Below are 23958 nucleotides of genomic sequence, written 5' to 3' on the forward strand. Positions count from 1 at the left end.
ACGCCTATCAACATAGGGGAGCTGGCACATTGAACAGTGTGCCAGCGGGATCGTTGATTATTCGAAGAGTGCATCCAGGGCCTGTTCCAGGCGCGTCACCCCAATGATCCGAATGCCCGGCGGCGATTCCTTGGGCGCATTGCCCTTAGGCACGATCGCCCGCTTGAAACCATGCTTGGCCGCTTCCTTCAAGCGCTCCTGGCCACTGGGCACCGGGCGGACTTCACCCGACAAACCAACTTCACCGAACACCAGCAGATCATGGGGCAGCGGCCGGTTACGCAGGCTCGACATCACCGCAGCCATCAACGCCAGGTCGGACGCGGTCTCCAGCACCTTGACCCCGCCGACCACGTTGAGGAACACGTCCTGGTCGTGGGTGGGGATGCCGCCGTGACGGTGCAATACCGCCAGCAGCATCGCCAGGCGGTTCTGATCCAGGCCCAGGGTCACGCGGCGCGGGTTGGCCAAATGGCTGTCATCCACCAATGCCTGCACCTCCACCAGCATCGGCCGGGTGCCTTCCCACGTTGCCATCACGACACTGCCCGGGACTTCCTCCTGGGCGCGGGTCAGAAAGATCGCCGATGGGTTGGAGACTTCTTTCAACCCGCGGTCAGTCATGGCGAACACACCCAACTCGTTCACTGCGCCGAAGCGGTTCTTCACCGCCCGTAGCAGGCGCAGGCGTCCGTCGGACTCACCCTCGAAATACAGCACGGTGTCGACCATGTGCTCCAGCACCCGTGGCCCGGCCAGCGCGCCTTCTTTGGTGACATGACCGACCAGGAAGATCGCCGTGCCGCTCTGCTTGGCATAACGCACCAGCAGCGCCGCACTCTCGCGCACTTGGGAGACACCGCCCGGCGCGGACTGCAATTGCTCGGTGAAAATCGTCTGGATCGAGTCGATCACCATCACCTTGGGTTTTTCGATACGGGCCGTGGCAATGATGCTTTCGATGCAGGTTTCGGTCATGACCCGCAACTGGTCCTGGGGCAAACCCAGGCGACGGGCGCGCATGGCGACTTGTTGCTGGGACTCTTCACCGGTGACGTACAGCGCCGGCATGCGGCTGGCGATGCTACAGAGGGTCTGCAACAGGATGGTCGACTTGCCGATACCGGGGTCGCCACCGATCAGGACGACCGAGCCGTCCACCAAGCCGCCGCCCAGCACGCGGTCCAACTCGCCGGAGGCTGTGGAAAAGCGCGGGATTTCTTCGACGCTGACTTCGGCCAGGGTCTTGATCTGCGCCTGCTGCCCCGTCCAACCGGCACGCCCGGTGGGCGCCGCAGCACCGCCACTCTCGATCATGGTTTCAGTCAGGGTGTTCCATGCGCCGCACTCGGTGCACTGGCCAGCCCACTTGGGAAAGGTCGCGCCGCACTCCGTGCAGCCGTACATGCGCTTGGCCTTTGCCATTTGAGAACCTCCAACCGAAAAAACGCGATGATAGCTCAGCGCGACGCCGGGGTCCGGATTTCACCGCTGGCCAATCGTGAAGCACTGTTACCGACCGGGTCTTCGGCATTGAGATCGGCGCCTTTGGCTTTCAACGCATCGAGCAGTTCGACGCGCTTGAACAGCCCGGCGTACATGGCCGCCGTCTGCCCGGCACCGTTGCGCTGGTCGGGGTTGCAGTCGGTCGCCAGCAAGCGTTGGGCGATTTTCAGCTCGCCCTTGAAAATCGCACCCATCAACGCGGTGTTGCCGCGTTTGTCCTGCACGCAGGCGTCGGCCCCGGCACTGAGCAGGCGCTCCACGAACGCGTCCTGGCCGTGGTAGGCGGCGAGGATCAGCGCGGTGTAGCCCTTGTCGTCTTGGGTGTTGAGGCTGTAACCGGAGTCGACGAAGGTGTTGAGCATGTCGACGTCGCCACGGCGGGCGGCGTCGAAATAGTAATCCTGCAGCTGGGCCTTGAGCGCGGCCGGGTCATTGGGGGCAGGCTGCCCGGCCAATGCGTTCAGCGACCAGCAGGCCAGAACAGCCAATATGAAGGTACGCATCATCCAGATCCTCTGCATAGCCCCCCTGCAGGAGCCGGCAAGCGGCTCCTGCAGGGGGCAACGTGGTTAGTCGGTGAGTTTTTCCGCCAGCGCCTTCACACGCGCCAGGTCACCCTTGGCAACCTTGGCCACGCCGGTGCCGTACTCCGGGTCGGCTTTGTAGAGGAACGACAGGATGATGTGCTTGCTCTCGTCATCGGTGGTCGCCAGCGAGCCACCGAAGTTGTCGATCAAGTCCTGACGCTCTTTCTTATTGAAAGAGCGATACAGATCACCGGCCTGCTTGAAGTTCTGCTCGCGCTGGATCTTCGCCTGCTGGGTGCTACCTGACAGGGCCGACTGGCTGTAGCGCGCGGTTTGCGGCTCGTCCCGTGGCAGCAGGCGGCTTGGCTGGTAGTTCACGCCGGTGGTGGTCTTGCCGACGTTCATCGCGCCGTCCTGGTTGCCGTTGTTGACGGCCACCCGTGGGGCATTGATCGGCAGTTGCAGGGCATTGGCGCCCAGGCGGTACATCTGGGTGTCCGCGTAGGAGAACACGCGACCTTGCAGCAGGCGGTCTTCCGACGGTTCGATACCCGGTACCAGGTTGGCCGGGGCCATGGCGACCTGCTCGGTTTCCTGGAACACGTTGGCCGGGTTGCGGTTCAGCACCATCTGCCCGACTTTACGCTCGGGCACATTCGGCCAGATCTTGGTGGCGTCCAGCGGATCGAAGTCGAACTTGGCCAGGTCTTCAGGCTTGAGCACCTGCACGTACAGGTCCCACTTGGGGAAGTCGCCCTTGTTGATATGGGTGACCAGGTCGTTGGTCATGTGGCTGTAGTCACGCCCCTGCACGTCGGTGACCTGCTTGGGATCGAGGTTCTTGATGCCTTGCAGGCTCTTCCAGTGGAACTTGACGTAGTGCACCTCGCCCTTGGCGTTGATCAGCTTGTAGGCATGCACGCCATTGCCGTCCATCTCCCGGTAGCTGGCCGGGGTGCCGGAGTCGGAGTACAGCTCGGTCAGCGTACGCGTGGCCTCGGGTACATGGGAGAAGAAGTCGAAGCGACGGGAATCGTCATCCAGGTTGGTGCGCGGGTCCGGCTTGAAGGCGTGGACCATGTCCGGGAACTTGATGGCATCACGGATGAAAAACGTCGGGAAGTTGTTGCCTACCAGGTCCCAGTTGCCATCGGCGGTGTAGAACTTGGTGGCGAAACCGCGTGGGTCGCGCAGGGTTTCCGGGGAGTGGTTGCCATGGACGACGGCGGAGAAGCGCACGAACACCGGCGTGGATTCGCCTGCCGCGAACACCTTGGCCTTGGTCAGGTCGCTGAGGTTGTCGGTGACGGTGAAGGTGCCGTGTGCCCCGGTACCACGCGCGTGTACCACGCGCTCAGGGATGCGCTCGCGGTCGAAGCGTTGCAGCTTCTGGATCAGTTGCACGTCTTGCAACAACACCGGGCCATTAGCGCCGGCGGTCTGCGAGTTCTGGTTGTCGCCCACCGCAGCGCCATTATCGCGGGTCAGGTTGGCGGCTTGCACCGACAGGGAAAGCAGGCTGGCAGTCACCAGCACCAGCGCGGATCGCGCTGAAACAGGCCTGCGGCTCATTGGATTGTTCATCGAGGTTTCCTCTGGTTTTTTTAGTGCACATTCAGTTGTGCTTGCCAGAGGCTAGTGACCCGGGAGTCAGAAGATAAATAGAAAAGCCGTACCAACCCGATTAATAAATTAATGTGGTAAACCACTGATATCACGGGTATTTCGCGCGCGACTGGTGGCACTTTGCAAACTATTTGCGATTTGATGTGTCGATAAAAACTAACAGTGTTAACAGTTGTGTCAGGCAAGCCTGCTATGAGTGATTTACACTGAGCTCCACCCTTCTCATCTGTAACAAGGAATAACCTATGGGCGTGATCAGTGAGTTCAAGGCCTTCGCGGTCAAAGGTAATGTGGTCGACATGGCCGTCGGTATTATCATCGGCGCAGCCTTCGGCAAAATTGTTTCCTCGTTTGTAGGCGACGTGGTGATGCCGCCGCTCGGTCTGTTGATCGGGGGTGTGGACTTCGGCGACTTGGCGATAACGCTCAAGGCCGCGCAAGGCGATCTGCCCGCGGTTGTGCTGGCGTACGGCAAGTTCATCCAGAGCGTCATCGACTTTGTGATCATCGCGTTCGCGATCTTCATGGGTGTGAAGGCAATCAACCGCTTGAAGCGTGAAGAGGCCGTGGCGCCAAGCCTGCCACCGACGCCGAGCAAGGAAGAAGTGTTGCTGGGTGAGATCCGCGATCTGCTCAAGGCACAGAACGACAAGCCGCTTCAGTAACTGTCGGCTTGAAAAAAAGGCGCCTGCTTGAGGCGCCTTTTTTATTACCAGTAGTTTTCTACTGCAACCTGGCCAGGGCGACGACTCAAGCTCAGATTCATATCGCGCTGCTTGAGCAACTGACGCGTGTCATCGACCATCTGCGGGTTGCCGCAGATCAACACGCGGGAATGTTCCGGGGTCAGTTCAACGCCGGCTGCGCGCTCCAACTCGCCATTTTCGATCAGCGTGGTAATGCGCCCATTCAGCGCGCCGGGATGCTGTTCACGGGTGACGATAGGGACATAGGTCAATTTGTGCGCGTACTCGGCCAGGTACTCGCGCTCGCCCAACGCCTTGATCAATGCCTGATAAGCCAACTCCTTGGCTTCACGTGCGCTGTACACCAGGATGATGCGCTCGAATTTCTCCCAGACCTCGAAGTCCTGCAGGATCGACAAGAACGGCGCCACCCCGGTGCCGGTGCCCAGCATCCACAAGTCACGGCCATCTACGAACCGGTTCAACGTCAGGAATCCGGTGGCCTGGCGTTCCACCATCAGGGTATCGCCCACCCGCAGACGACTCAGCTCACTGGTGAACTCACCGTCCGGGACGACGATCGAGAAGAAGTCCAAGTGCTCGTCGAACGGGGAAGACACCAAGGAATAGGCACGCCATACGGTGCTGCCATCCGCCTTGGTCACCCCCAGGCGTACAAACTGGCCCGCGGTAAAACGAAAGCCCGGGTCGCGGGTGGTGCGCAAGGTAAACAGGCTGGGGGTCAGCGATTGCACGTCGAGCAGGGTCTGGCGGGTAAATTTCTCAGCACTGGCCGTCATGGGGGGCTCCGTTCTACAGGTGCCCTAGTGTCCCTCAAAGTCGCGCGCGGAAACACCTATGGTTGGTAGTGGCATCGCGCAGCACGCAATGATGGCAACTTAATTGCACCGCTAATCAATTCGCTATTAGCCTTCAATGCACGCTCATATCCGCACTGTTAGTTGGTCGTTACAGGTTTCCTCAAGCCCCTAATAAAGCTGGATTTTCACAACTAACCCTTTCAATAGCCCAACTAACCCTGTGGCAAAACATTCTTAAACCCAGCCACGCAAGAGCGAAAATTTCCTGTCGTGATGTAGGCATTATCCTACACTCATTTTCGTGCAGCATTGGGAGCCAGGATGTCCCCAAGTCTCATGACCCCACGGAGAGTGACCGATGGTTAACTGGCGAAATACAAGGCTCCCCAAGCTGGAAAGCGAGAGCGAGATTACCCATGTATTCGAGATGGTTATCAACAAAACCCATGAACTTGGTTTCCAGTATTGTTCCTTCAAGATGAGCGCTCAATTACCCAGGCAGCCGACCCAGCCGATTGAACTCACCAACTATCCAAAAGAGTGGACAACCGTCTATGAACAAGCGCGCTTCTTCGACGTAGACCCCGTTGTAAAACACTGCAAAGCGTCCGTATTACCCATTGTCTGGGAGGAAAAAACGTTTGAAGGCTCGCCCAGTTTATGGTCTTTGGCGCAAACGCTAGATGTCAGCGTGGCCTGGACCCAAGCGGTACATGACTTCCGCGGGGTATTCAGTATGCTGACCCTGGCACGCAGCGAGCCGGAGGTTCTTCCGGAGGAACTGTACGAGAAAGCCGGCCAAGTGTTGTGGCTATGCCATGCGATGCATTTGGTCGTCGCGCAGAAATATGCCGAGAACACCGACGCCAGCCCGGTCAGCAAGTTGACTGCGCGAGAAAAGGAAATCCTCATGTGGTCCGGCAAAGGCAAGACCGCAGCAGACATCGCCACCATCCTCTGCCTGTCCGAGCGCACTGTCGGCTTTCATATCTGCAGTTGCTTCAAAAAACTGGGCGTCAACAACAAGATCGCCGCAGTGCTCTGTGCAGCGCAAGCGGGGTGGATTTAAGCGATTCAGAAACAGCGCATGTAATCCCCTCGAAAAAAACGTAACATTTAGGGTCAATTCTGAGTGCTGAGCAGCCCCCTGGGGTGCGGCCCGATGTTCACTCAGACGGTTCGGCTAGCGACCGCCGGACACCCATCGTTTACCCAGAGCCTCCCCCGCCATGCCCCTGCTCGAAAGCCCCTTCGCCCAGCTCGATCTGATCCGCCAGCCAGAGCAACATAACGATCCGCTGCAAGCCTTCGATGCCGCCGATGAGTACCTGCTCAGCCATTTGGCCGAACAGCAGCCGACTGCCGATACCCGTGTGCTGGTACTCAATGACAGCTTCGGCGCGCTGGCCGCCAGCCTTCAGGGCCGGGTGCAGGTCACCTCCAGCGGCGATTCGTTCCTGGCGGCCCAGGGGCTGGAAAAAAACCTGGTGCGCAACGGCAAGGCCTTTGATGCGGTGACCTTCATTCCCGCCAGCCAGGCCCCGGTCGGGCCTTTTGATCGCGTGCTGGTCCGCGTGCCGAAAACCCTGGCCTTGCTGGAAGAGCAATTGATCCGCTTGCAGGGCCAACTGGCGCCGGGTGCCGAAGTGATCGCCGGGGCGATGGTCAAGCACTTGCCACGGGCAGCGGGCGAGTTGCTGGAACGGTATGTCGGCCCGATGCACGCGTCGCTCGCGGTAAAAAAGGCCCGCCTGCTGATCGCCACCGTTGAAGACCGCCCCGTTGCCGTCTCGCCCTACCCCACCCGCTACACGCTGGACGCGCCGGCCATCGAGCTACTGAACCACGCCAATGTGTTCTGCCGCGAGAGCCTGGACATCGGCACCCGCGCATTCCTGCCCCACCTGCCGAACAACCTCGGCAGCGCCCGTGTGGCAGACCTGGGGTGCGGCAACGGCGTACTGGCGATCGCCAGCGCCCTGCAAAACCCCGAGGCGCAATACACGCTGGTAGACGAGTCCTACATGGCGGTGCAATCGGCAGCCGAAAACTGGCACGCTGCACTCGGTGAGCGCGATGCCGTCGTGCGTGCCGCCGACGGCCTGGCCGGGCAAGAACCGCAATCGCTGGACGTGGTGCTGTGCAACCCGCCGTTCCATCAGCAACAGGTGGTCGGTGATTTCCTCGCCTGGCGCATGTTCCAACAGGCACGTGAAGCGCTGGTAGTGGGCGGAGCCCTCTATATAGTCGGCAACCGCCACCTGGGCTATCACACCAAGCTGGCGCGCTTGTTCCGGGGTGTCGAGCAAGTCGCCACGACGCCGAAGTTCGTGATCCTCAAGGCGCGCAAATAAAAAAACCCTGCTTCTCTCGCGAAAGGCAGGGTTGAAAAGCCGGGCCGCGAAGCCCGGATCGGGATGTCAGTGGGTGGTCAGGCCGGCGGCATTCATGAACATGCGCATCAGGCTGGCCACGACGAACAGGGCCAGCACGCTGCCGGTCCAGATCATCGCCAGCCACCCCAGGCGCCGCCACAACGGCTGCTTCTCGGCCTGTTCAATCTCGTGCAACGAAGGTTTGCCGGACATGGAACGACCCTCCTAGTGATAACCGTCTTCGTGGGTGACCTTGCCGCGGAACACGTAGTAGCTCCAGAAGGTGTAGCCCAGGATGAACGGGATGATGAATAGCGTGCCCACCAGCATGAAGCCCTGGCTTTGCGGCGGCGCGGCAGCATCCCAGATCGACACCGATGGCGGGATGATGTTTGGCCACAGGCTGATCCCAAGTCCGCTGTAGCCGAGGAAGATCAGCACCAGCGTCAGCAGGAACGGCGTGTAGTGCGCATTACGGGCCACCGCGCGGATCAGTCCATACATGGTGACCAGCACCAGGATCGGCACCGGCAGGAACCAGAGCAGATTCGGCAGCGTAAACCAGCGCGAGGCGATTTCCGGGTGCGTCAGCGGCGTCCAGACACTCACGATGCCAATCACCGCCAGTACCACGAAGGCCAACGGCCGTGCCAGGTTGTGCATTTTCTCCTGCAACGGGCCTTCGGTCTTCATGATCAGCCAGGTGCAGCCAAGCAACGCATAGGCCACGATCAGCGCCACCCCGCAGAACATCGTGAACGGCGTGAGCCAGTCCAGCGAACCGCCGGCGAACTGGCGGTTCACCACCGGGATGCCATCGATAAACGCGCCTAGCGCCACGCCCTGGAAGAATGTCGCCGCCAGCGAGCCGCCGATGAAGGCCTTGTCCCACAGGTGACGCTTGTGGTCCTTGGCCTTGAAGCGGAACTCGAAGGCAACGCCACGGAAGATCAAGCCGATCAGCATCAGGATCAGCGGCAGGTACAACGCCGACAACACCACCGAGTAGGCCAGTGGGAACGCGCCAAACAATGCCGCGCCCCCCAATACCAGCCAGGTTTCGTTACCGTCCCAGACCGGGGCCACGGTGTTCATCATCACGTCACGGTCGGTCTTGCCCGGGATAAACGGAAACAGGATGCCGATACCCAGGTCGAAGCCGTCCATGACCACGTACATCATGATGCCGAAGATGATGATCACGGCCCAGATCAGCGGAAGATCAATACCCATCTCAATTCCCCTTGTGCTGGATGTGCGCGTGGTCGTCGTCGCTGCCGTCATCGGCGGCAGACAACGGACGAGCCGGCGTGCGTTTCTGGCCAGGGCCACCGTGGGTAGGCTCGCTGCCTTCGTGGGTCTGGGGCCCTTTGCGCACCAGGCGCATCATGTAGCCCAGGCCCGCACCGAAGAGCGCGAAGTACACCACCACGAACAACACCAGGGTGATCGTCATCTGCGCCAGGCTATGCCCGGAAGAAGCGTCTGCCGTGCGCATCAAGCCGTAGACCACCCACGGCTGGCGGCCGATCTCGGTGGTGAACCAGCCGGCGAGAATCGCGATCAAGCCGGACGGGCCCATCCACAACGCCAGGTACAGGAACGGTTTGGACGTGTACATCTTGTCGCCCCGGCGCAGCCAGAGGCTGAACAGTCCGGTGAAGATCATCAGGAACCCCAGGCCGACCATGACCCGGAACGACCAGAACACGATGGTCGAGTTGGGGCGGTCCTCGGGTGGGAAATCCTTGAGGGCCGGCACCTGCTTATCCAGGGAGTGGGTAAGGATCAGGCTGCCCAGGTAAGGGATCTCCACCGCGTACTTGGTTTTCTCGGCCTTCATGTCGGGCCAGCCGAAGAGGATGAGCGGCGTCGGTTCGTTGCCGATGTTTTCCCAGTGGCCTTCAATGGCAGCGATTTTGGCCGGCTGGTGCTTCAAGGTATTGAGGCCATGGAAGTCGCCGATCACCGCCTGGATAGGCGCGACGATCAGGGCCATCCACATGGCCATCGACAACATTTTACGGATCGCCGGGTTGTCCTTGCCGCGCAACAAGTGCCAAGCCGCCGAGGAACCGACGAAGAACGCGGTGGCCACGAAGGCCGCCGTGGCCATGTGCGCCAGGCGATAGGGGAACGACGGGTTGAAGACGACGGCGAACCAATCGGTCGGAATCACGCGGCCATCGATGATTTCAAAGCCCTGGGGCGTCTGCATCCAGCTGTTGGACGAGAGGATCCAGAACGTGGAAATCAGCGTACCGACGGCCACCATCACGGTGGAGAAGAAGTGCAGGTTACGCCCGACCTTGTTCCAGCCGAACAGCATCACGCCGAGGAATCCGGCTTCGAGGAAGAAGGCGGTGAGCACTTCGTAGGTCAGAAGCGGTCCGGTGACGGCGCCGGCGAAGTCCGAGAAACGGCTCCAGTTGGTGCCGAACTGGTAGGCCATGACCAGGCCGGAGACCACGCCCATGCCGAAGTTGACGGCAAAGATCTTCGACCAGAAGTGGTAGAGGTCTCGGTAGGTGTCGTTGTGGGTCTTGAGCCACAACCCTTCCAGTACCGCAAGGTAACTGGCCAGGCCGATGGTGATCGCCGGGAACAGGATGTGGAAAGAGATGGTGAACGCAAATTGAATTCGGGCGAGATCTAGCGCCTCCAAACCGAACATAAGTCTTCCTCTGTCAGGTAATACCGGCTGCTGGCGGAAGCCTGCACCCACTGCCCCCACGGATATGGAGTCTGGCGAATTTCAATTCGTTTCTTTTTTTAACCAACCACGCAGGGAATCTGGCCCTGAGGCCGCCAGAGCGATGTCCGGGCGAACATTGATCTGGATCAAGCATTACTGAAAGAGTAGTCCCATTTTCAGGATTGAACTGTGTGGTCTTTTGCCGCGTGACAGACTGCCTCAGCTCAGTTGTTGCAACTATCTGTTACAACTTAGTGATAATCTCGGCGCTTCTTCCGGCCCTGACCTGAATCCTCGATGCCTAGCGAACCCGCGTTGCTGTTGCGCCACCACCGCCCTTTCATTGCGTTCTGGCTGGCGCGTATCTTCACCGCCAGCGGCTTCCAAATGCTCACCGTGGCCATCGGCTGGAACCTCTACCAATTGACCGGCAATGTGCTGGACCTCGGCTTGGTCGGCCTGGTGGAGTTCGTGCCGCGCGTGCTGTTCATGTTGCACACCGGGCACGTGGCCGACCGCTATGAGCGGCGCAAGGTCGCCGCCATCTGCCAGACCGTGCAGGCATTGATCGCCCTGTCCCTGGCCATTGGCGGCCTGACCGGCAACGTGACCCGCGAGATGATCTTCATCCTCGCCTTCCTGCTCGGCGCGGCACGCTCGTTCGAAATGCCCACCACCCAGGCCATGCTGCCGAGCATCGTACCCAGCGCATTGTTCCCGCGCGCGGTGGCCTCGTCGCAGTCGGCCCAGCAACTGGCGACCATTGTCGCGCCGGCGCTCGGCGGTTTGCTCTATGCCTTTGGCAGCGTCTGGGTGTATGGCCCCACTGTCGCGCTGTACCTCATCGCCTGCGTGCTGACCCTCAACCTGCCCGCCCGCCAGACCCCACTCAACAAAGGCAAGGCCACCCTGGATTCGCTGCTGGCCGGGATCCGTTTTATCCGCAGTCGCCCGGACATCCTCGGCGCCATCTCCCTCGACCTGTTCGCCGTGTTGCTGGGCGGCGCCACCGCGTTGCTGCCGGTGTTCGCCAAGGACATCCTGCTGACCGGCGCCTGGGGCCTGGGCTTGCTGCGGTCGGCGCCGGCGGTGGGTGCGTTGTTGATGTCGCTGTGGCTGGCGCGGTTCTCCGTGGATCGCCATGTCGGCCGCGTCATGTTCACCGCCGTCGGTGTGTTCGGAGTAGCGACCATTGCTTTTGGCCTGTCCACTTCGTTCTGGTTCTCCCTGGCAGTGCTGGTGGTGCTGGGAGCGGCGGACATGATCAGCATGGTGATTCGCGCATCGTTCGTGCAGCTGGAAACCCCAGATGAAATGCGCGGGCGCGTCAGTGCCGTCAACGGCCTGTTTATTGGCGCGTCCAACCAATTGGGCGAGTTCGAGTCCGGCATTACCGCCCACTGGTTCGGCACCGTGCCCGCCGTGGTCATGGGCGGAATCGGTACGCTGGTGGTGACCGGGGTCTGGATCAAGTTGTTCCCGAGCCTGGCCAATCGCGACCGCATGCACGTGCCGGTGGAAGAGCCCAAAGCCTGAGGTGTGCCTCAGTTGCTGTGGGAGCCGGGCTTGCCCGCGATAGCGGTGTGTCAGGCAAGCCAGCTCCCACAGTGGATCTTCAGCGGGTCATAGGTCGGGTCAGAGGACCTTCTCCAGGGTGATGGGAAACTCCCGCACCCGCTTGCCGGTGGCGTGGTAAATCGCATTCGCCACTGCCGCCGCGACCCCGACAATGCCGATCTCACCCACGCCCTTGGACCCCAGGGCATTGACGATCTCGTCCTGTTCCTCGACAAACACCACATCAATCTCGCCAATATCCGCGTTTACCGGGATGTGGTACTCGGCCAGGCTGTGGTTCATGTAGCGCCCCAACTGATGGTCGATCTGGGTTTCTTCGTGCAGGGCCATGCCGATGCCCCACACCACGCCGCCAAGGATCTGGCTGCGAGCCATCTTCGGGTTGACCACCCGCCCGGCGGCGATCGCACTGACTACCCGGCTGACCTTGATGGTGCCCAGGTCTTCATCCACCTGCACCTCGACGAAGACTGCCGAGTGGGTGGCGGTGCTGTAGCCCTCGCGTTTTTTGTCGGGCTCACTGTCGACCTGTACTTCCAGCGTGTCTTCGCCACTGTCCTTGACCAGCTGCGCCAGCGACACACTCACGTCGCCGGTATGCAACTGACCGTCTTCGAAGCGTACGGACTCGGCATCCTTGAACACCGGATACGTCTGCCGGGCAACGGCCAGCAGTTTGCCGGTCAACGCTTGGCAGGCTTGCTGCACGGCCGTGCCCACGGACGACACGGTAAACGAACCGCCCTGCAGCGGTGCGGTGGGCAATGACGAGTCGCCCAACAGAAAGGCGACATCCTCGACCGCCACGCCACTGGCTTGCGCCGCGATCTGGGTCATCACCGTGTAGGTGCCGGTGCCGATATCGGTGGTGGCGCTGCTGACCGTCAGCTTGCCCTGGGCGTCGATCCGCGCCTTGGCGCTGGCCTTCATCTGCATGGCTTCCCACACCCCGCCGGCCATGCCCCAACCGATCAACTGGCGGCCGTCGCGCATGCTGCGCGGTTCCGGGTTGCGCTGGCGCCAGCCGAACCGCTCGGCGCCTTCGCTGTAACACTCGCGCAGGGCCTTGCTCGACCAGGGTTTGTCTTCGTTCTGGTTACGCTCGGCGTAGTTGATCAGGCGCAGTTGCACCGGGTCGATGCCCAGTTCGCAGGCCAGTTCATCCATCGCGCACTCCAGGCCGATCACCCCAAGGGCCGCGCCAGGTGCGCGCATATCCAGCGGGGTGAACACGTCCAGTGGCACCAGTTTGTAGGTCAGTTGCACGTTATCGCAGTGGTAAAGCATGCCGCTCCACTCCACTACATGTTCGCTGAAATCCTCAAAGCGCGATGTCTGGCCGATGGCGGTGTGCCCCAGTGCCAGCAGGCGTCCATTGGCGGCGGCGCCCATTTGCAAACGCTGCAAGGTGCGCGGGCGGTAGCCGAAGGTGAACATCTGTTGGCGGGTCAAGGTGACGCGCACCGAGCGCTTGAGCGCCAGGGACGCCATCACCGCCAGGGGTAACTGGTACTGCGGGCGCAAGCCGGAGCCAAAGGCGCCGCCAACGAAGGCGGCGAAGACGCGCACCTGGCTTTTATCCAGGCCGAAGACGTCTTGCACATAGGCCTGGCAATTCTGCGGGCCCTGGGTCTTGTCATGGATATGCAGGGTGCCGTCCGGCTGATACAGCACGGTGCTGGCGTGGGGCTCCATCGGATTGTGGTGCTCGATGGGCGTGCTGTAGTGCACATCCAGGCTGACAGCGGCGCCGGCCCACTCGGCCTGGAAGTTGCCGCGCGGCGCAGGCGGGGTTTGCGGCGAGACATACGCCTGTTCCTGCAAGGCTACCAGGTCGGTTTCGAAGGCTTCGGTTTCGTACTCGATGTCCACCAGGGAACCGGCATGCCGCGCCAACTCAAGGTTATCGGCGATCACCAACGCCAGGGGCTGGCCGCTGTACAACACGCGGTCGTTGTACAGCGGGCGAAACGGCGAGCCGTCAGCGGCGTCGTCGTCCTGGAACGCCTCGTCGTAGCTGGCGATTGCTGGCCGATTGAGGTGATGGATCACCTCTACCACACCCGGCAGCGCCAGCGCCCTGGAAGCGTCGATGCGCAGTACGCGGCCCTTGGCGACGGTGCTGGACACCACGCTGCCATGCAGCAGGCCGTCCTCGGGAAACTCACCGGCATAACGGGCCTGGCCGGTGACCTTGAGCAGACCGTCAACCCGGTCCAACGGTTTGCCGATAGCGGTCATGGGCGTTCTCCTGCGACAGCGGCGTCACTCAGGGCACGAATGATCCCCCGGCGTGCCAGCTTGATCTTGAAGCCGTTGTGCGCCAGTGGCTCGGCGTCTTGCAGCAGGGCGTCGGCGGCGTGGCTGAAGGTTTCGCGGCTGACGACCCGGCCGATCAGCCCGGCTTCCACGGCGCGGTCGCGCCAAGGCTTGTGGGCCACGCCGCCCAGGGCCAGGCGTGCATCGACGATGACGTCGCCGTCCAACTCAAGCGCTGCGGCAACGGACACCAGGGCGAAGGCATAAGACGCACGGTCGCGGATTTTCAGATAGTTGCTGTGGCTCGCCAGGTTATCGGCGGGCAGCTCGATAGCGGTGATCAGCTCATCGTCGGCCAGCAGGTTGTCACGTTGTGGTGTGTCACCGGGCAGGCGGTGGAAATCGGCAAACTCGATGATCCGCGCACCGGCACGCCCTTCGACATGCACACGCGCTTGCAACGCGGCCAAGGCAACGCACATGTCCGACGGATGGGTTGCCACGCACTGTTCACTGGCGCCAAGGATCGCGTGGATGCGGTTCAAGCCGGTTCGCGCCGGGCAACCACTGCCGGGCTGGCGCTTGTTGCACGGCACGGTGGCGTCATAGAAGTAATAGCAACGGGTGCGCTGCAACAGGTTGCCGCCGGTGCTGGCCATGTTGCGCAGCTGCGGCGAGGCACCGGCCAGGATGGCCTGGGACAGCAGTGGGTAACGCTGTTCGATCAGCGGGTGCCAAGCCAGGTCGGCATTGCTCACCAGGGCGCCAATCAACAGCCCGCCCTCGGCCGTTTCCTGAATGTCATGCAACGGCAGGCCGGTGATATCAATGAGATGCTCGGGGCGGCTGATGTTTTCTTTCATCAGGTCCAGCAGGTTGGTGCCACCGGCAATAAAGCGCGAGACGCCACTGCTCAGGTGCACGGCCTCCTGAACGTCGGCCGGCTTGCTGTAATGGAAGGGGTTCATTGCTCACCTCCCACGACTTCCTCGATGGCATCGCGGATATTGCTGTAGGCGCCACAGCGGCACAGGTTGCCGCTCATCAGCTCTTTGATTTGCGCGGTGTCGTGGGCGCGGCCTTCATTGGCCAGGCCCACGGCGGAACAGATTTGGCCGGGTGTGCAGTAACCGCACTGGAAGGCATCGTGCTTGATAAAGGCTTGCTGCATGGGGTGCAGCTGGTCGCCGTCGGCCAGGCCCTCGATGGTGGTCAGCTCGGCACCGTCGCACATCACCGCCAAGGTCAGGCAGGCATTGATTCGCTTGCCGTCGCGCAACACCGTGCAGGCGCCGCATTGGCCGTGGTCGCACCCTTTTTTGCTGCCGACCAGGTCGAGCTGCTCGCGCAACAGGTCGAGGAGCGTGGTCCAGGGCAACACATCCAGTTGGCGGTCCTGGCCGTTGAGGCTCAGGCGTATCGAGTGGCTGGCGAACGGTTGGGCCGCCGCGCCATTGGGGGTCGCGCTCATAAACACCTCACGGGTCGGTATACATCCGCGGCGTTCAGGAAAGTCGCCGTCTCAGGGGTACGACTTCCTCGGGTATTGAGCGTTCAAGGTGATTGATCAGCGGATATTAAGCAGCGTCGTCAGCGTACTTTGCGGCGGGTTGATGGAAGAGTTGCTGTATTGGAACCAGCCCTGGGCTTCGACATTCAGGTCAAATACATAGATGTAGCCCATTAACGTGCCTTGACCATTACAGGCCTCGCTGACGTTACCCACCTGGCAGACCGGCGTGCGCTGCCCGTTCAGTTCCGCGCCATCAAAGCGGCCCATGGGGTTGTTGCCCAGGCCCACTTCCATGACAGAAACCTTGGTAGGCCCGCGGTGCGTGCACATCTGCGTGCTCTGAGCGCGTTCGGGAATGGTTTCGGTGCAACGCGCCGACTCAACCTTGAACACGCGCACTTCGCTCAAGGGCGGTGCAGTCGCGCCCCAGGCCGGTGCTGCGCCGAGCAACAGGCTGATACAGGGGATCAGGGCTAGACTCCACGGGCTGGCGTTTTTCATGCTGCGGGTGACCTTCGTTTAAACGTCGGCGCAGTATGCCTCAAGGCCTCGGCTGCTGGTATGATGCGCCGCTTTTTCCGATCCTCTCTGAAACCACAGGCGCTTGGCGCAGTTTGTGCTTTGACTTAGAGGTCAACAAATCACGACGCAACATAGCGTCACAGGGAGCAGGCATGCTGGAAAAGCTGTTTCAACTCAAGGCACACAACACCAACGTGCGCACCGAGATACTCGCGGGCATCACGACATTCCTGGCCATGGCCTACATTCTGTTCGTGAACCCGAGCATCCTCGGCGAGACCGGCATGGACAAGGGCGCAGTCTTCGTCGCGACCTGCCTGGCAGCCGCGATCGGTTCGACCGTAATGGGCCTGATCGCCAACTACCCGATCGCACTCGCGCCGGGCATGGGCCTCAATGCCTTCTTTACCTACACCGTGGTCCTGCACATGGGCCACACCTGGCAGGTGGCGCTGGGTGCGGTATTTATCTCGGCGGTGCTGTTCTTCCTGCTGTCGATCTTCCGCATTCGTGAATGGATCATCAACGCGATCCCCTTGCCCCTGCGCTCGGCGATTGCCGCCGGTATCGGCCTGTTCCTGGCGCTGATCGCCTTGCATAACGCCGGTATCGTGGTGAGCAACCCGGCCACCATGGTGGGCCTGGGCGATCTGAAACAACCGGCGCCGATCCTGGCCACCCTGGGTTTCGTGCTGATCGTCGCGCTGGAAGCCCTGGCCGTTCGCGGTGCGGTGCTGATCGGCATCCTGGCGGTGACCATCGCGTCCATCGTGTTGGGCTTTACCCCATTCATCGGTGTCACCTCGGTACCACCGTCCCTGGCCCCGACCTTCCTGCAACTGGATATCAAAGGCGCGCTGGACATCGGCCTGGTCAGCGTGATCTTCGCCTTCCTGTTCGTCGACCTGTTCGATAACTCCGGCACCTTGATCGGCGTGGCCAAGCGCGCCGGCCTGATGGGCAAGGACGGCCACATGCCGAAAATGGGCCGTGCGCTGATCGCCGACAGTACCGCTGCCATGGCCGGTTCCCTGCTGGGCACTTCGACCACCACCAGCTACATCGAGTCGGCTGCAGGCGTGAGCGCCGGCGGCCGCACCGGCCTGACCGCCATTGTGGTCGCCCTCCTGTTCCTGCTGGCGTTGTTCTTCTCGCCACTGGCCGCCAGCGTGCCGGCCTACGCCACAGCGCCTGCACTGCTGTTCGTGGCGGTGCTGATGACCCAGGGCCTGGCCGAAATCGACTGGGACGACATCACTGTTGCAGCGCCGGTGGTGGTCACCGCCCTGGCGATGCCCTTCACTTACTCCATCGCCAACGGCATCGCCTTCGGTTTCATCGCCTGGACCGCCATCAAGCTGCTTTCGGGCCGCTACCGTGAGCTGAACCCGGCCCTGGTGATTCTGTCGATTCTGTTCGTGATCAAGCTGGGCTGGTTCAACGCATGACTTTTGACGCCACAAGCTACACCGCTCAACTGCAAGACAAGGTCACGCGCTTGCGTGACCTGCTGGCCCCGTTCGACGCGCCAGAGCCGCAGGTCTTCGACTCGCCGCTGCAGAACTTCCGCCTGCGCGCGGAGTTCCGACTGTGGCGCGAAGGCGGTGAGCGCCACTACGCGATGTTCTCCCAGGACGACAAGCGCACGCCGATCCTGATCGAAGCGTTCCCCATCGCCAGCCAGCGCATCAACCAGTTGATGCCGCAACTCAAGGCTGCCTGGCAAGCGAGCGCCGCCCTGAGCCACAAGCTGTTCCAGGTGGAGTTCCTCACCACCCTGGCCGGCGATGCGATGATCACCCTGTGTTATCACCGCCCGCTGGATGAACACTGGCACACCGCCGCACGCCAGCTGGCGGCCGACTTGAATGTCAGCATCATCGGCCGCTCCAAGGGCAAGCGTGATGTGATCGGCCATGACTACGTGGTGGAAAAACTCGACGTCGGCGGCCGTACCTTCAGCTACCGCCAACCTGAGGGGGCCTTCACACAGCCCAACGGTACGGTGAACCAGAAGATGCTCAACTGGGCCTATGAGGCCCTGGGCGATCGCCCGGATGATTTGCTCGAGCTCTACTGCGGCAACGGCAACTTCACCCTGCCTTTGGCAACGCGCGTGCGTAACGTGCTGGCGACCGAAATCAGCAAGACCTCGGTGAATGCCGCCCTGAGCAACCTCGATGAAAACGCGGTGGGTAACGTAACCCTGGTGCGCCTCTCCGCCGAAGAACTCACCGAAGCGCTCAACGAAGTGCGCCCGTTCCGCCGCCTGCACGGCATCGATTTGAAGCGCTACGAGTTCGGCAGCGTCTTCGTCGACCCGCCGCGCGCCGGCATGGACCCGGACACCTGCGAACTGACCCGGCGCTTCGACAACATCCTGTACATCTCCTGCAACCCGGAAACGCTGGCGGCGAACATTGCGCAACTGCATGACACGCACCGCATTACCCAGTGTGCAATGTTTGACCAGTTCCCGTGGACGCACCACATGGAATCCGGGGTGTTATTGACCCGGCGGTAACTCAACGTCTTCCGGTTCCTCCTTGCGCGGCCGCCCGCCCTTCATGCCATTGGCGCGGGCGGCGGCGGCCTTGGCGGCGCTCTTGTGCAACCGTTGCACGGGGCAGCCAGGCGGGTGGCCAAGTCCATCAGGGGTTGTTTGTGGCAACCACCCCTCATGCCGAGGGCCGGAAATACCCCGCCAACGCGCGCAAATCCTGTTCGCTCAGCACCCCCGCGTAATACTTCAACTGAATCCTCGCCAGCAAATACGCATGCCGCGCATTCGCCAGGTCGCGGCGTGCGGTGAAAAGTTGCTGTTCGGCGTCGAGCACGTCGAGGTTGACCCGTTCGCCGCCGGTGACACTTTTCTGGGTCGCCGTGACCAAGGCGGTGGCCGAGCTGACGGCCATTTCATAGGCGCGCACCTTCGCCGCGCCGCTGGTGTTGAGGTTGAACTGCTTGCGCAACTCCACCAGCGTGGTGGAGGTTTGCGCGTCCAGCTCATATTGGGCCTGGGACAGCTGGTTCGCCGCCTGGCGGGTGGAGGCCGATACCCCGCCGCCGGCAAACAGCGGCAGGCTGACCTGGATGCCAACACTGTTGGTGTCGTACTTCTGGTTGTAGCTGCTTTCCGAGTCGGAGCGGGTCTGGCGGCTGGTGGCGTACAGGCTGACCTTGGGCAGGTGACCAGCGCGTTTGCGCTCCACTTCATAGGAGGCCACCTCCAGAGCATGGTGCTGGGATTTAAGCTCCGGGTTATTGGCCATGGCCATTTCGCGCCAGGTTTCGAAACGGTTGGGCTGCAGGGGCGGGATGTCGAATTGAGGCGTCAGCGGCGCCAGCTCTTCGATCTGCAGCGGTTGGCCGACAATGGCTTCCAGTTCGCGCAGGGCGCTGTCCTGGGCATCCTGGGATTCGATCTCTTCGGCCTGGGCCAGGCTCAGGCGCGCCTGGGTTTCCAGCACATCGGTGCGCGTGCCTTCACCGCCCTTGAGCAGGCGATCATTGAGTTGCAGGCGCTCGGCATACGCGCGTTTCTGTGCACGACTCAGCTCGATACGTTCCTGGGCCAGCAAGGCCTGGCTGTAGGCATTGAGCACCCGCACCGCCAGTTCCTGGCTCTTGCCGCGAAAACGCTCGTCGGCCATCAAGGCCTGGGCGGTGCCCTGGCGAAACCGCGCGTAGGCCTCGTAATCCAGCAGCGGTTGCTGCAAGGTCAGGGTCGACGCATAACTGCGGTAGTCGCGGTCGCTGGTGGCATCAGCCGCCGTCACTTCGGATTCGTTGCGCGAGTTGTTATAGCTCCATGACAAATTCGGCAACAACGCCGCACGCCCGATCGCGCGATTTTCCTCACCGGCTTCACGCGCCTGGATAGCCGCCTGAAAGGTCGGGTCGTTGCGCAGGGCCAAGTCGTAGGCGTCCAGCAAACCCAGGGCATGCGCCGCCGAGGTACAACCGAAACACAAGGTAAACAACAGCGCCTTCATTCTTCCACCAGGGCCATGTGGGTGCGATCCAAGAGCGGTTTGAACAGGTAGTTGAGCATCGAGCGCTCACCGGTCTTGACGAAGGTTTCCACCGGCATGCCCGGCCTGATCCGTACGCCGTCCAGTTGTTGCATTCCGGCCGCGCTGACTTGGGCGCGCAGCGTGTAGTAAGGCTCGTCGGTCCGTTCATCGACCTGGCGGTCCGCCGAAACCAGGGTGACTTCACCGGCCACCCGTGGCGTGGTGGCCTGGTTGAACGCCGAGAACAGCAACTCCACCGGCAAGCCCGGGTGGACCTTGTCGACCATCTGCACCGGCACACGGGCCTCCACCAGCAAGGGTTCGCCCTGGGGCACGATGTCCATCAACGCCTGGCCGGGTTTGATCACCCCGCCTTCGGTGTACACATCCAGTCCCACCACCACGCCGGAGGCCGGCGCGCGTACCAGGCTGTTGGCCAGTTCGAACTCGGCAGAGGCGAGGCGATTGCGCAGGTCGTCGGTGCGGGTGCGGGTGTCGGCCAACTGGCTGCGCAGGTCTTTCTGGAAGTCTTCGCCCAACTGGCGGATCCGCAGGCGCAGCTCCAGCACCTGGCGTTGCAACTGGCCGATACGGCCGTAGTCCTCGGCGATGGCGCCGTCGACCTGGGCGTACAAGCGCTCGCTGTCGAGCAGGCGATTGCGCGGGATATAACCGTCACGCGCCAACTCGCGCAGGCCCTGCAGTTGCTCATTCAATGCCGCGCGTTGCTGGACTTTGCTGGCTTGCGAGTCCCGCGTCCCGCGCAACTGCGCCTCGGCGCCAGCGATGGTTTCACGCAGGCCTTGTTGCTCGATGGCCAAGGCCTGGGCGCGGCTATTGAACAGCTGTCGTTGCAGGTTCAGGGTGCCCGCCGCCTCCGGATCATTGAGCAATTCGGGGCCGAAGGTGATCGCGGTCGCCCCCTCGCTTTCGGCACTCAAGCGCGCTTCGCTGGCCAGGGAAGCCAGGTACTGGCTGCGCAGGGACTGCATCTGCCCGCGCAACGGGGTTTCCTTGAGGCGTAGCAGCACCTGGCCGGCGCTGACCACCTCACCATCGCGCACTTCGATACGCTCGACGATGCCCCCGGCCGGGTGTTGCACGGTCTTGCGATGGCCCGAGACCATGACCTTGCCCGACACCGCGACGCCCTTGTCCAAGGGCGCCAGCGCCGCCCAGCCGAGAAAACCGGCAAAGCCACCGAGCACCAACAGCCACCCCAGGCGCGAATACTGTTTGTCGTCCAGCGCCAGTACATTGTTCGGCGCATCGCTGATCAACACTGGTTTGCCCTGGCTCATGCCTGCTTTCCTTCACCGAGGCGGTAGCTCATGCTCAGGGTCGATACGGGCTTGTTCGCGGCGGGCTTGTGCCGCGCCTCCAACACGCGCGCGGTCGGCCCGAACGCCTGCAATTGGCCGTCCTTGAGGATCAGCAGTTGGTCCGTCAGGGACAGCACGTTGGGTTTGTGGGTGATCAGGATCACAGTACGGCGTTGTTGCTTGAGCTGGGCGATGGCCTGTAGCAGGGCCTGCTCGCCCACTTCATCAAGGTTGGCGTTGGGTTCGTCCAGCACGATCAGCGCAGGCAAGCCGTACAGCGCACGGGCCAGCGCGACGCGTTGTTTCTGGCCACCGGACAGGCCGGCACCGCCCTCCCCCAACGGGGTGTCATAGCCCTGGGGCAGTTGCAGGATCAGCTCATGCACACCGGCCATTTGCGCGGCCGCGAGGACCTTATCCGCGTCGACCTCAGCCAAGCGTGCGATGTTTTGCGCGATGCTGCCGGCGAACAATTGAATGTCTTGCGGCAGGTAGCCGATGTGCGGACCCAGCTGTTGTTTGTCCCACAGGGCCAGGTCGGCACCGTCCAGCCGAACCTTGCCGGCCAGGGGCGCCCAGGCGCCCACCAGTAGCCGGGCCAGGGTGGACTTGCCGCAGCCCGACGGCCCGATCACGCCGAGCACATCGCCCGCGGCCAGGTTGAAACCCAGGTTGGCCAACGCTGGCCGACGGCTGCCAGGGGCACAGGCACTGACTTGCTCGACGCTCAATTGGCCCTTGGGCACCGGCAGGCTCATACGGGCTGGCCGCGCCGGGTTGGCCTCCAGCATCTGCGACAAGCGTTGGTACGCCAGCCGCGCCGAGCCCCATTGTTTCCATACGCCGATCAGTTGGTCGATGGGGGTCAACACCCGGCCCATGAGGATCGAGCCGGCAATCATCATCCCCGGCGTGATCTCGCCCTGCACCGCCAGCAACGCGCCCAAGCCCAGTACCAGGGATTGCAACGCCAAGCGCACGCCCTTGGACCAGGCGCTGACGGCCGCGGTCTTTTCGCTGGCCAGGTTTTGCTGGGCCAGGAAGGCTTGATGCTGGTCGAACCAACGCGCGCGCAACGTGCCGAGCATGCCCATGGCTTCGATGGTGTCGGCATTGCGCAGGTTGGCCGTGGCCTGCTGGCTCGCGCTGATGGACAACTGGCTGGCCAGGGTCATCGGCGCCTGGCTGACGTAATGGTTGACCCACGCCAGCGCGATCAATAGCACCGCACCGACCAGTGCGAGCAGGCCGAGCCAGGGGTGGAACAGAAAGATCACCAACAGGTACACCGGAAACCAAGGTGCATCGAAAAACGCGAACAACGCCTGGCCGGTGGCGAACTGGCGCAGGGTGGTCAGGTCATGCAGCGCCTGGCCGGCCGCCTGGGTGCCGCCCTTGAGTTGTGCTTCGAACGCGGCGTCGTACACCCGCTGGTTCAAGCGCATGTCCATCTGCGTGCCGAGGCGGATCACGACCTGGCTGCGCACCCACTCCAACGCGCCCATCAGCCCGAACAGGCCGAGGATCATCAGCGTCAGCATCAACAGGGTCATCTGGTTGCCCGAGGCCAGCACCCGATCGTACACCTGCAGCATGTACAGCGCCGGGGCGAGCATCAACAGGTTGATCACTGCCGAGAACAGGCCGATGTTGAAGAAGCCACTTCTATAGGCCATGAGGGCGGCCAGGGTTTCGTTGCCGGCGTGGCGCATCTGGGAATTCTCGAAAGGGTGAGCGGGCAGCGTCGCCGCGTTGACAGGCCATGCGACGCTGCGCAGAATTCGGCACCGCCGTCGCTGAAGAAGTAGAAGGCTTGGGCGACGGCGGTGTGTCATGCGGCGAATGGGAGAGCGATCTTCCATTCGCTTTTTTCATGCAGCCAGGGCTCTAGGCCGCGAGTGCCCAGTCCTGTGCCACGTCTTGCACACCCACCAGAGCAACTTCGGTGTTGGCAGCGGAGGCCGAGTGGCTGGCGACGGCAGCGGCGATGTCGTCGAAGGTGCTGTCGAGGCCCTCGCCGATCGACCCCAGCAGATCAGTGAGGACGGTTTCCAGGGCGGACGTGTTGCCCTGCATGAGGCCATAGATCACGCTCTGCACTTCGTTGCCCACGCGACCGGCATCCGAAGCAGCGCTCAGGTCGAGGCCGTTGAACGCAACCTTGAAGTCGGTGAGGCTGAAATCACTGCCGCCGCCGCCACCCAGGCCGGTGCCCAGTTGCACGTTATCCAGCTCGCCCCACAGGAAGTGGTTCTGGTTGCTGCTGGCAGGCAGCGCAGGGTTGAACACATAGTGCAGGCCATTGCTGGTGTCGCTGTCGGCGATAAAGGCGTAATCCGAGCTATTGGCGCCGTGGGTCGCGTACTGGTCACCGCTGAGGGAGCCGTTGCTGAAACCACCGGTATTGCTACTGCCGTGACCCGCCGTGGCGAAGCCCAGGGCCCAGGCGCTCAGGTACTCGCCAACCGTGAAAGAACCCAAGCCAGAATCGTAGCTAACAGAAATAGTCATC

Annotated in this window: 21 protein-coding genes and 1 pseudogene; 6 read left to right on the forward strand and 16 right to left on the reverse strand. The window is 62.2% G+C overall.

The annotated features are described in order from the left end of the window. Positions 1–57: 57 nt before the first annotated feature. The 3 genes from radA to katB all read right to left on the reverse strand — a co-directional run bounded on the left by radA (position 58) and on the right by katB (position 3617). A complete protein-coding gene (radA, locus tag ATH90_RS24760) occupies positions 58–1425 on the reverse strand; it encodes a DNA repair protein RadA (RefSeq protein ID WP_034107134.1) in 1368 nt (455 codons plus the stop codon). A gap of 35 nt (positions 1426–1460) precedes the next feature. Beyond that, positions 1461–2009 (reverse strand): ankyrin repeat domain-containing protein, encoded by a 549-nt coding sequence (locus tag ATH90_RS24765; RefSeq protein ID WP_098467408.1) that lies wholly within the window; start codon positions 2007–2009, stop codon positions 1461–1463. Positions 2010–2075: 66 nt separating this feature from the next. Beyond that, the gene (katB, locus tag ATH90_RS24770; RefSeq protein ID WP_034107138.1) at positions 2076–3617 is read right to left on the reverse strand and encodes a catalase KatB; all 1542 of its coding nucleotides are present in this window, start codon (positions 3615–3617) and stop codon (positions 2076–2078) included. Between the two features lie 287 nt (positions 3618–3904). Between katB and mscL the strand changes: the two genes are divergently transcribed. Beyond that, positions 3905–4324, forward strand: coding sequence for a large-conductance mechanosensitive channel protein MscL (gene mscL, locus ATH90_RS24775; RefSeq protein WP_034107141.1), 420 nt, complete (start codon positions 3905–3907; stop codon positions 4322–4324). A gap of 44 nt (positions 4325–4368) precedes the next feature. Here mscL and ATH90_RS24780 read toward each other — a convergent pair whose 3' ends face one another. Then, positions 4369–5145, reverse strand: a complete 777-nt coding sequence (locus tag ATH90_RS24780) for a ferredoxin--NADP reductase (RefSeq protein ID WP_034107143.1) — start codon at positions 5143–5145, stop codon at positions 4369–4371. A gap of 379 nt (positions 5146–5524) precedes the next feature. On the opposite strand from ATH90_RS24780, the gene ATH90_RS24785 reads away from it, so the two are divergent. Both ATH90_RS24785 and ATH90_RS24790 read left to right on the forward strand, forming a co-directional pair. Next, a complete protein-coding gene (locus tag ATH90_RS24785; RefSeq protein ID WP_034107145.1) occupies positions 5525–6235 on the forward strand; it encodes a helix-turn-helix transcriptional regulator in 711 nt (236 codons plus the stop codon). 160 nt (positions 6236–6395) lie between these two features. Then, positions 6396–7520: a methyltransferase gene (locus ATH90_RS24790; protein ID WP_098467409.1), complete on the forward strand. Its 1125-nt coding sequence runs from the start codon at positions 6396–6398 to the stop codon at positions 7518–7520. A gap of 66 nt (positions 7521–7586) precedes the next feature. On the opposite strand, the gene ATH90_RS24795 is transcribed toward ATH90_RS24790, so the two are convergent. Genes ATH90_RS24795 through ATH90_RS24805 form a run of 3 tightly spaced genes read right to left on the reverse strand, consistent with a single transcriptional unit; the run spans position 7587 to position 10215 of the window. Next, positions 7587–7754, reverse strand: coding sequence for a DUF2474 domain-containing protein (locus tag ATH90_RS24795; protein ID WP_010206690.1), 168 nt, complete (start codon positions 7752–7754; stop codon positions 7587–7589). Positions 7755–7766: 12 nt separating this feature from the next. Further along, the gene (gene cydB, locus ATH90_RS24800) at positions 7767–8774 is read right to left on the reverse strand and encodes a cytochrome d ubiquinol oxidase subunit II (RefSeq protein ID WP_034107149.1); all 1008 of its coding nucleotides are present in this window, start codon (positions 8772–8774) and stop codon (positions 7767–7769) included. A 1-nt stretch (position 8775) separates the two neighbouring features. Further along, positions 8776–10215: a cytochrome ubiquinol oxidase subunit I gene (locus tag ATH90_RS24805; RefSeq protein WP_034107151.1), complete on the reverse strand. Its 1440-nt coding sequence runs from the start codon at positions 10213–10215 to the stop codon at positions 8776–8778. Between the two features lie 318 nt (positions 10216–10533). Between ATH90_RS24805 and ATH90_RS24810 the strand changes: the two genes are divergently transcribed. Then, positions 10534–11772 (forward strand): MFS transporter, encoded by a 1239-nt coding sequence (locus tag ATH90_RS24810; protein ID WP_034107153.1) that lies wholly within the window; start codon positions 10534–10536, stop codon positions 11770–11772. Between the two features lie 99 nt (positions 11773–11871). Here ATH90_RS24810 and ATH90_RS24815 read toward each other — a convergent pair whose 3' ends face one another. From ATH90_RS24815 to ATH90_RS24830, 4 genes are all read right to left on the reverse strand, one after another. Further along, complete coding sequence (locus ATH90_RS24815) at positions 11872–14055, reverse strand: xanthine dehydrogenase family protein molybdopterin-binding subunit (RefSeq protein WP_098467410.1); 2184 nt, start codon at positions 14053–14055, stop codon at positions 11872–11874. Continuing rightward, entirely contained in the window at positions 14052–15041 is a 990-nt protein-coding gene (locus ATH90_RS24820) for an FAD binding domain-containing protein (protein WP_069078317.1), read from the reverse strand. Before ATH90_RS24820 ends, ATH90_RS24815 begins: the two co-directional genes overlap by 4 nt. Next, on the reverse strand, positions 15038–15544 hold the full coding sequence (locus ATH90_RS24825) for a (2Fe-2S)-binding protein (RefSeq protein WP_034107158.1): 507 nt from the start codon (positions 15542–15544) through the stop codon (positions 15038–15040). The genes ATH90_RS24820 and ATH90_RS24825 overlap by 4 nt, the downstream gene beginning before the upstream one ends. 96 nt (positions 15545–15640) lie before the next feature. Beyond that, positions 15641–16087 carry a DUF4879 domain-containing protein gene (locus ATH90_RS24830; RefSeq protein WP_034107160.1) on the reverse strand — a complete coding sequence of 149 codons (447 nt, stop codon included), beginning with the start codon at positions 16085–16087 and terminating at the stop codon, positions 15641–15643. 173 nt (positions 16088–16260) lie between these two features. On the opposite strand from ATH90_RS24830, the gene ATH90_RS24835 reads away from it, so the two are divergent. Next, positions 16261–17556: an NCS2 family permease gene (locus ATH90_RS24835; protein WP_034107162.1), complete on the forward strand. Its 1296-nt coding sequence runs from the start codon at positions 16261–16263 to the stop codon at positions 17554–17556. Then, positions 17553–18632, forward strand: coding sequence for a tRNA (uridine(54)-C5)-methyltransferase TrmA (gene trmA / locus ATH90_RS24840; RefSeq protein ID WP_034107164.1), 1080 nt, complete (start codon positions 17553–17555; stop codon positions 18630–18632). The genes ATH90_RS24835 and trmA overlap by 4 nt, the downstream gene beginning before the upstream one ends. Here the strand turns inward: trmA and ATH90_RS29285 are convergent. The 5 genes and pseudogenes from ATH90_RS29285 to ATH90_RS24860 all read right to left on the reverse strand — a co-directional run. Beyond that, positions 18615–18769 (reverse strand): annotated as a pseudogene (locus ATH90_RS29285) (DUF2442 domain-containing protein); the annotation flags it as partial. The gene trmA and the pseudogene ATH90_RS29285 sit on opposite strands and share 18 nt — an antisense overlap. Before the next feature lie 17 nt (positions 18770–18786). Next, positions 18787–20103, reverse strand: a complete 1317-nt coding sequence (locus ATH90_RS24845; RefSeq protein ID WP_098467411.1) for a TolC family outer membrane protein — start codon at positions 20101–20103, stop codon at positions 18787–18789. Beyond that, positions 20100–21425 (reverse strand): HlyD family type I secretion periplasmic adaptor subunit, encoded by a 1326-nt coding sequence (locus ATH90_RS24850; protein ID WP_098467412.1) that lies wholly within the window; start codon positions 21423–21425, stop codon positions 20100–20102. Before ATH90_RS24850 ends, ATH90_RS24845 begins: the two co-directional genes overlap by 4 nt. Then, positions 21422–23158 carry a type I secretion system permease/ATPase gene (locus ATH90_RS24855; RefSeq protein WP_069078320.1) on the reverse strand — a complete coding sequence of 579 codons (1737 nt, stop codon included), beginning with the start codon at positions 23156–23158 and terminating at the stop codon, positions 21422–21424. The genes ATH90_RS24850 and ATH90_RS24855 overlap by 4 nt, the downstream gene beginning before the upstream one ends. A gap of 175 nt (positions 23159–23333) precedes the next feature. Next, on the reverse strand, positions 23334–23957 hold the full coding sequence (locus tag ATH90_RS24860) for a heme acquisition protein HasA (protein ID WP_098467413.1): 624 nt from the start codon (positions 23955–23957) through the stop codon (positions 23334–23336). Between the last annotated feature and the right edge of the window lies 1 nt (position 23958).

Source organism: Pseudomonas lurida, assembly GCF_002563895.1.
GTDB classification, from domain to species: domain Bacteria; phylum Pseudomonadota; class Gammaproteobacteria; order Pseudomonadales; family Pseudomonadaceae; genus Aquipseudomonas; species Aquipseudomonas lurida.

Excerpts from the sequence above, each read along its gene's own strand:
- radA (WP_034107134.1), bottom strand. The coding sequence starts at position 1,425 with ATGGCAAAGGCCAAGCGCATGTACGGCTGCACGGAGTGCGGCGCGACC.
- ATH90_RS24765 (WP_098467408.1), bottom strand. The coding sequence starts at position 2,009 with ATGCGTACCTTCATATTGGCTGTTCTGGCCTGCTGGTCGCTGAACGCA.
- katB (WP_034107138.1), bottom strand. The coding sequence starts at position 3,617 with ATGAACAATCCAATGAGCCGCAGGCCTGTTTCAGCGCGATCCGCGCTG.
- mscL (WP_034107141.1), top strand. The coding sequence starts at position 3,905 with ATGGGCGTGATCAGTGAGTTCAAGGCCTTCGCGGTCAAAGGTAATGTG.
- ATH90_RS24780 (WP_034107143.1), bottom strand. The coding sequence starts at position 5,145 with ATGACGGCCAGTGCTGAGAAATTTACCCGCCAGACCCTGCTCGACGTG.
- ATH90_RS24785 (WP_034107145.1), top strand. The coding sequence starts at position 5,525 with ATGGTTAACTGGCGAAATACAAGGCTCCCCAAGCTGGAAAGCGAGAGC.
- ATH90_RS24790 (WP_098467409.1), top strand. The coding sequence starts at position 6,396 with ATGCCCCTGCTCGAAAGCCCCTTCGCCCAGCTCGATCTGATCCGCCAG.
- ATH90_RS24795 (WP_010206690.1), bottom strand. The coding sequence starts at position 7,754 with ATGTCCGGCAAACCTTCGTTGCACGAGATTGAACAGGCCGAGAAGCAG.
- cydB (WP_034107149.1), bottom strand. The coding sequence starts at position 8,774 with ATGGGTATTGATCTTCCGCTGATCTGGGCCGTGATCATCATCTTCGGC.
- ATH90_RS24805 (WP_034107151.1), bottom strand. The coding sequence starts at position 10,215 with ATGTTCGGTTTGGAGGCGCTAGATCTCGCCCGAATTCAATTTGCGTTC.
- ATH90_RS24810 (WP_034107153.1), top strand. The coding sequence starts at position 10,534 with ATGCCTAGCGAACCCGCGTTGCTGTTGCGCCACCACCGCCCTTTCATT.
- ATH90_RS24815 (WP_098467410.1), bottom strand. The coding sequence starts at position 14,055 with ATGACCGCTATCGGCAAACCGTTGGACCGGGTTGACGGTCTGCTCAAG.
- ATH90_RS24820 (WP_069078317.1), bottom strand. The coding sequence starts at position 15,041 with ATGAACCCCTTCCATTACAGCAAGCCGGCCGACGTTCAGGAGGCCGTG.
- ATH90_RS24825 (WP_034107158.1), bottom strand. The coding sequence starts at position 15,544 with ATGAGCGCGACCCCCAATGGCGCGGCGGCCCAACCGTTCGCCAGCCAC.
- ATH90_RS24830 (WP_034107160.1), bottom strand. The coding sequence starts at position 16,087 with ATGAAAAACGCCAGCCCGTGGAGTCTAGCCCTGATCCCCTGTATCAGC.
- ATH90_RS24835 (WP_034107162.1), top strand. The coding sequence starts at position 16,261 with ATGCTGGAAAAGCTGTTTCAACTCAAGGCACACAACACCAACGTGCGC.
- trmA (WP_034107164.1), top strand. The coding sequence starts at position 17,553 with ATGACTTTTGACGCCACAAGCTACACCGCTCAACTGCAAGACAAGGTC.
- ATH90_RS24845 (WP_098467411.1), bottom strand. The coding sequence starts at position 20,103 with ATGAAGGCGCTGTTGTTTACCTTGTGTTTCGGTTGTACCTCGGCGGCG.
- ATH90_RS24850 (WP_098467412.1), bottom strand. The coding sequence starts at position 21,425 with ATGAGCCAGGGCAAACCAGTGTTGATCAGCGATGCGCCGAACAATGTA.
- ATH90_RS24855 (WP_069078320.1), bottom strand. The coding sequence starts at position 23,158 with ATGCGCCACGCCGGCAACGAAACCCTGGCCGCCCTCATGGCCTATAGA.
- ATH90_RS24860 (WP_098467413.1), bottom strand. The coding sequence starts at position 23,957 with ATGACTATTTCTGTTAGCTACGATTCTGGCTTGGGTTCTTTCACGGTT.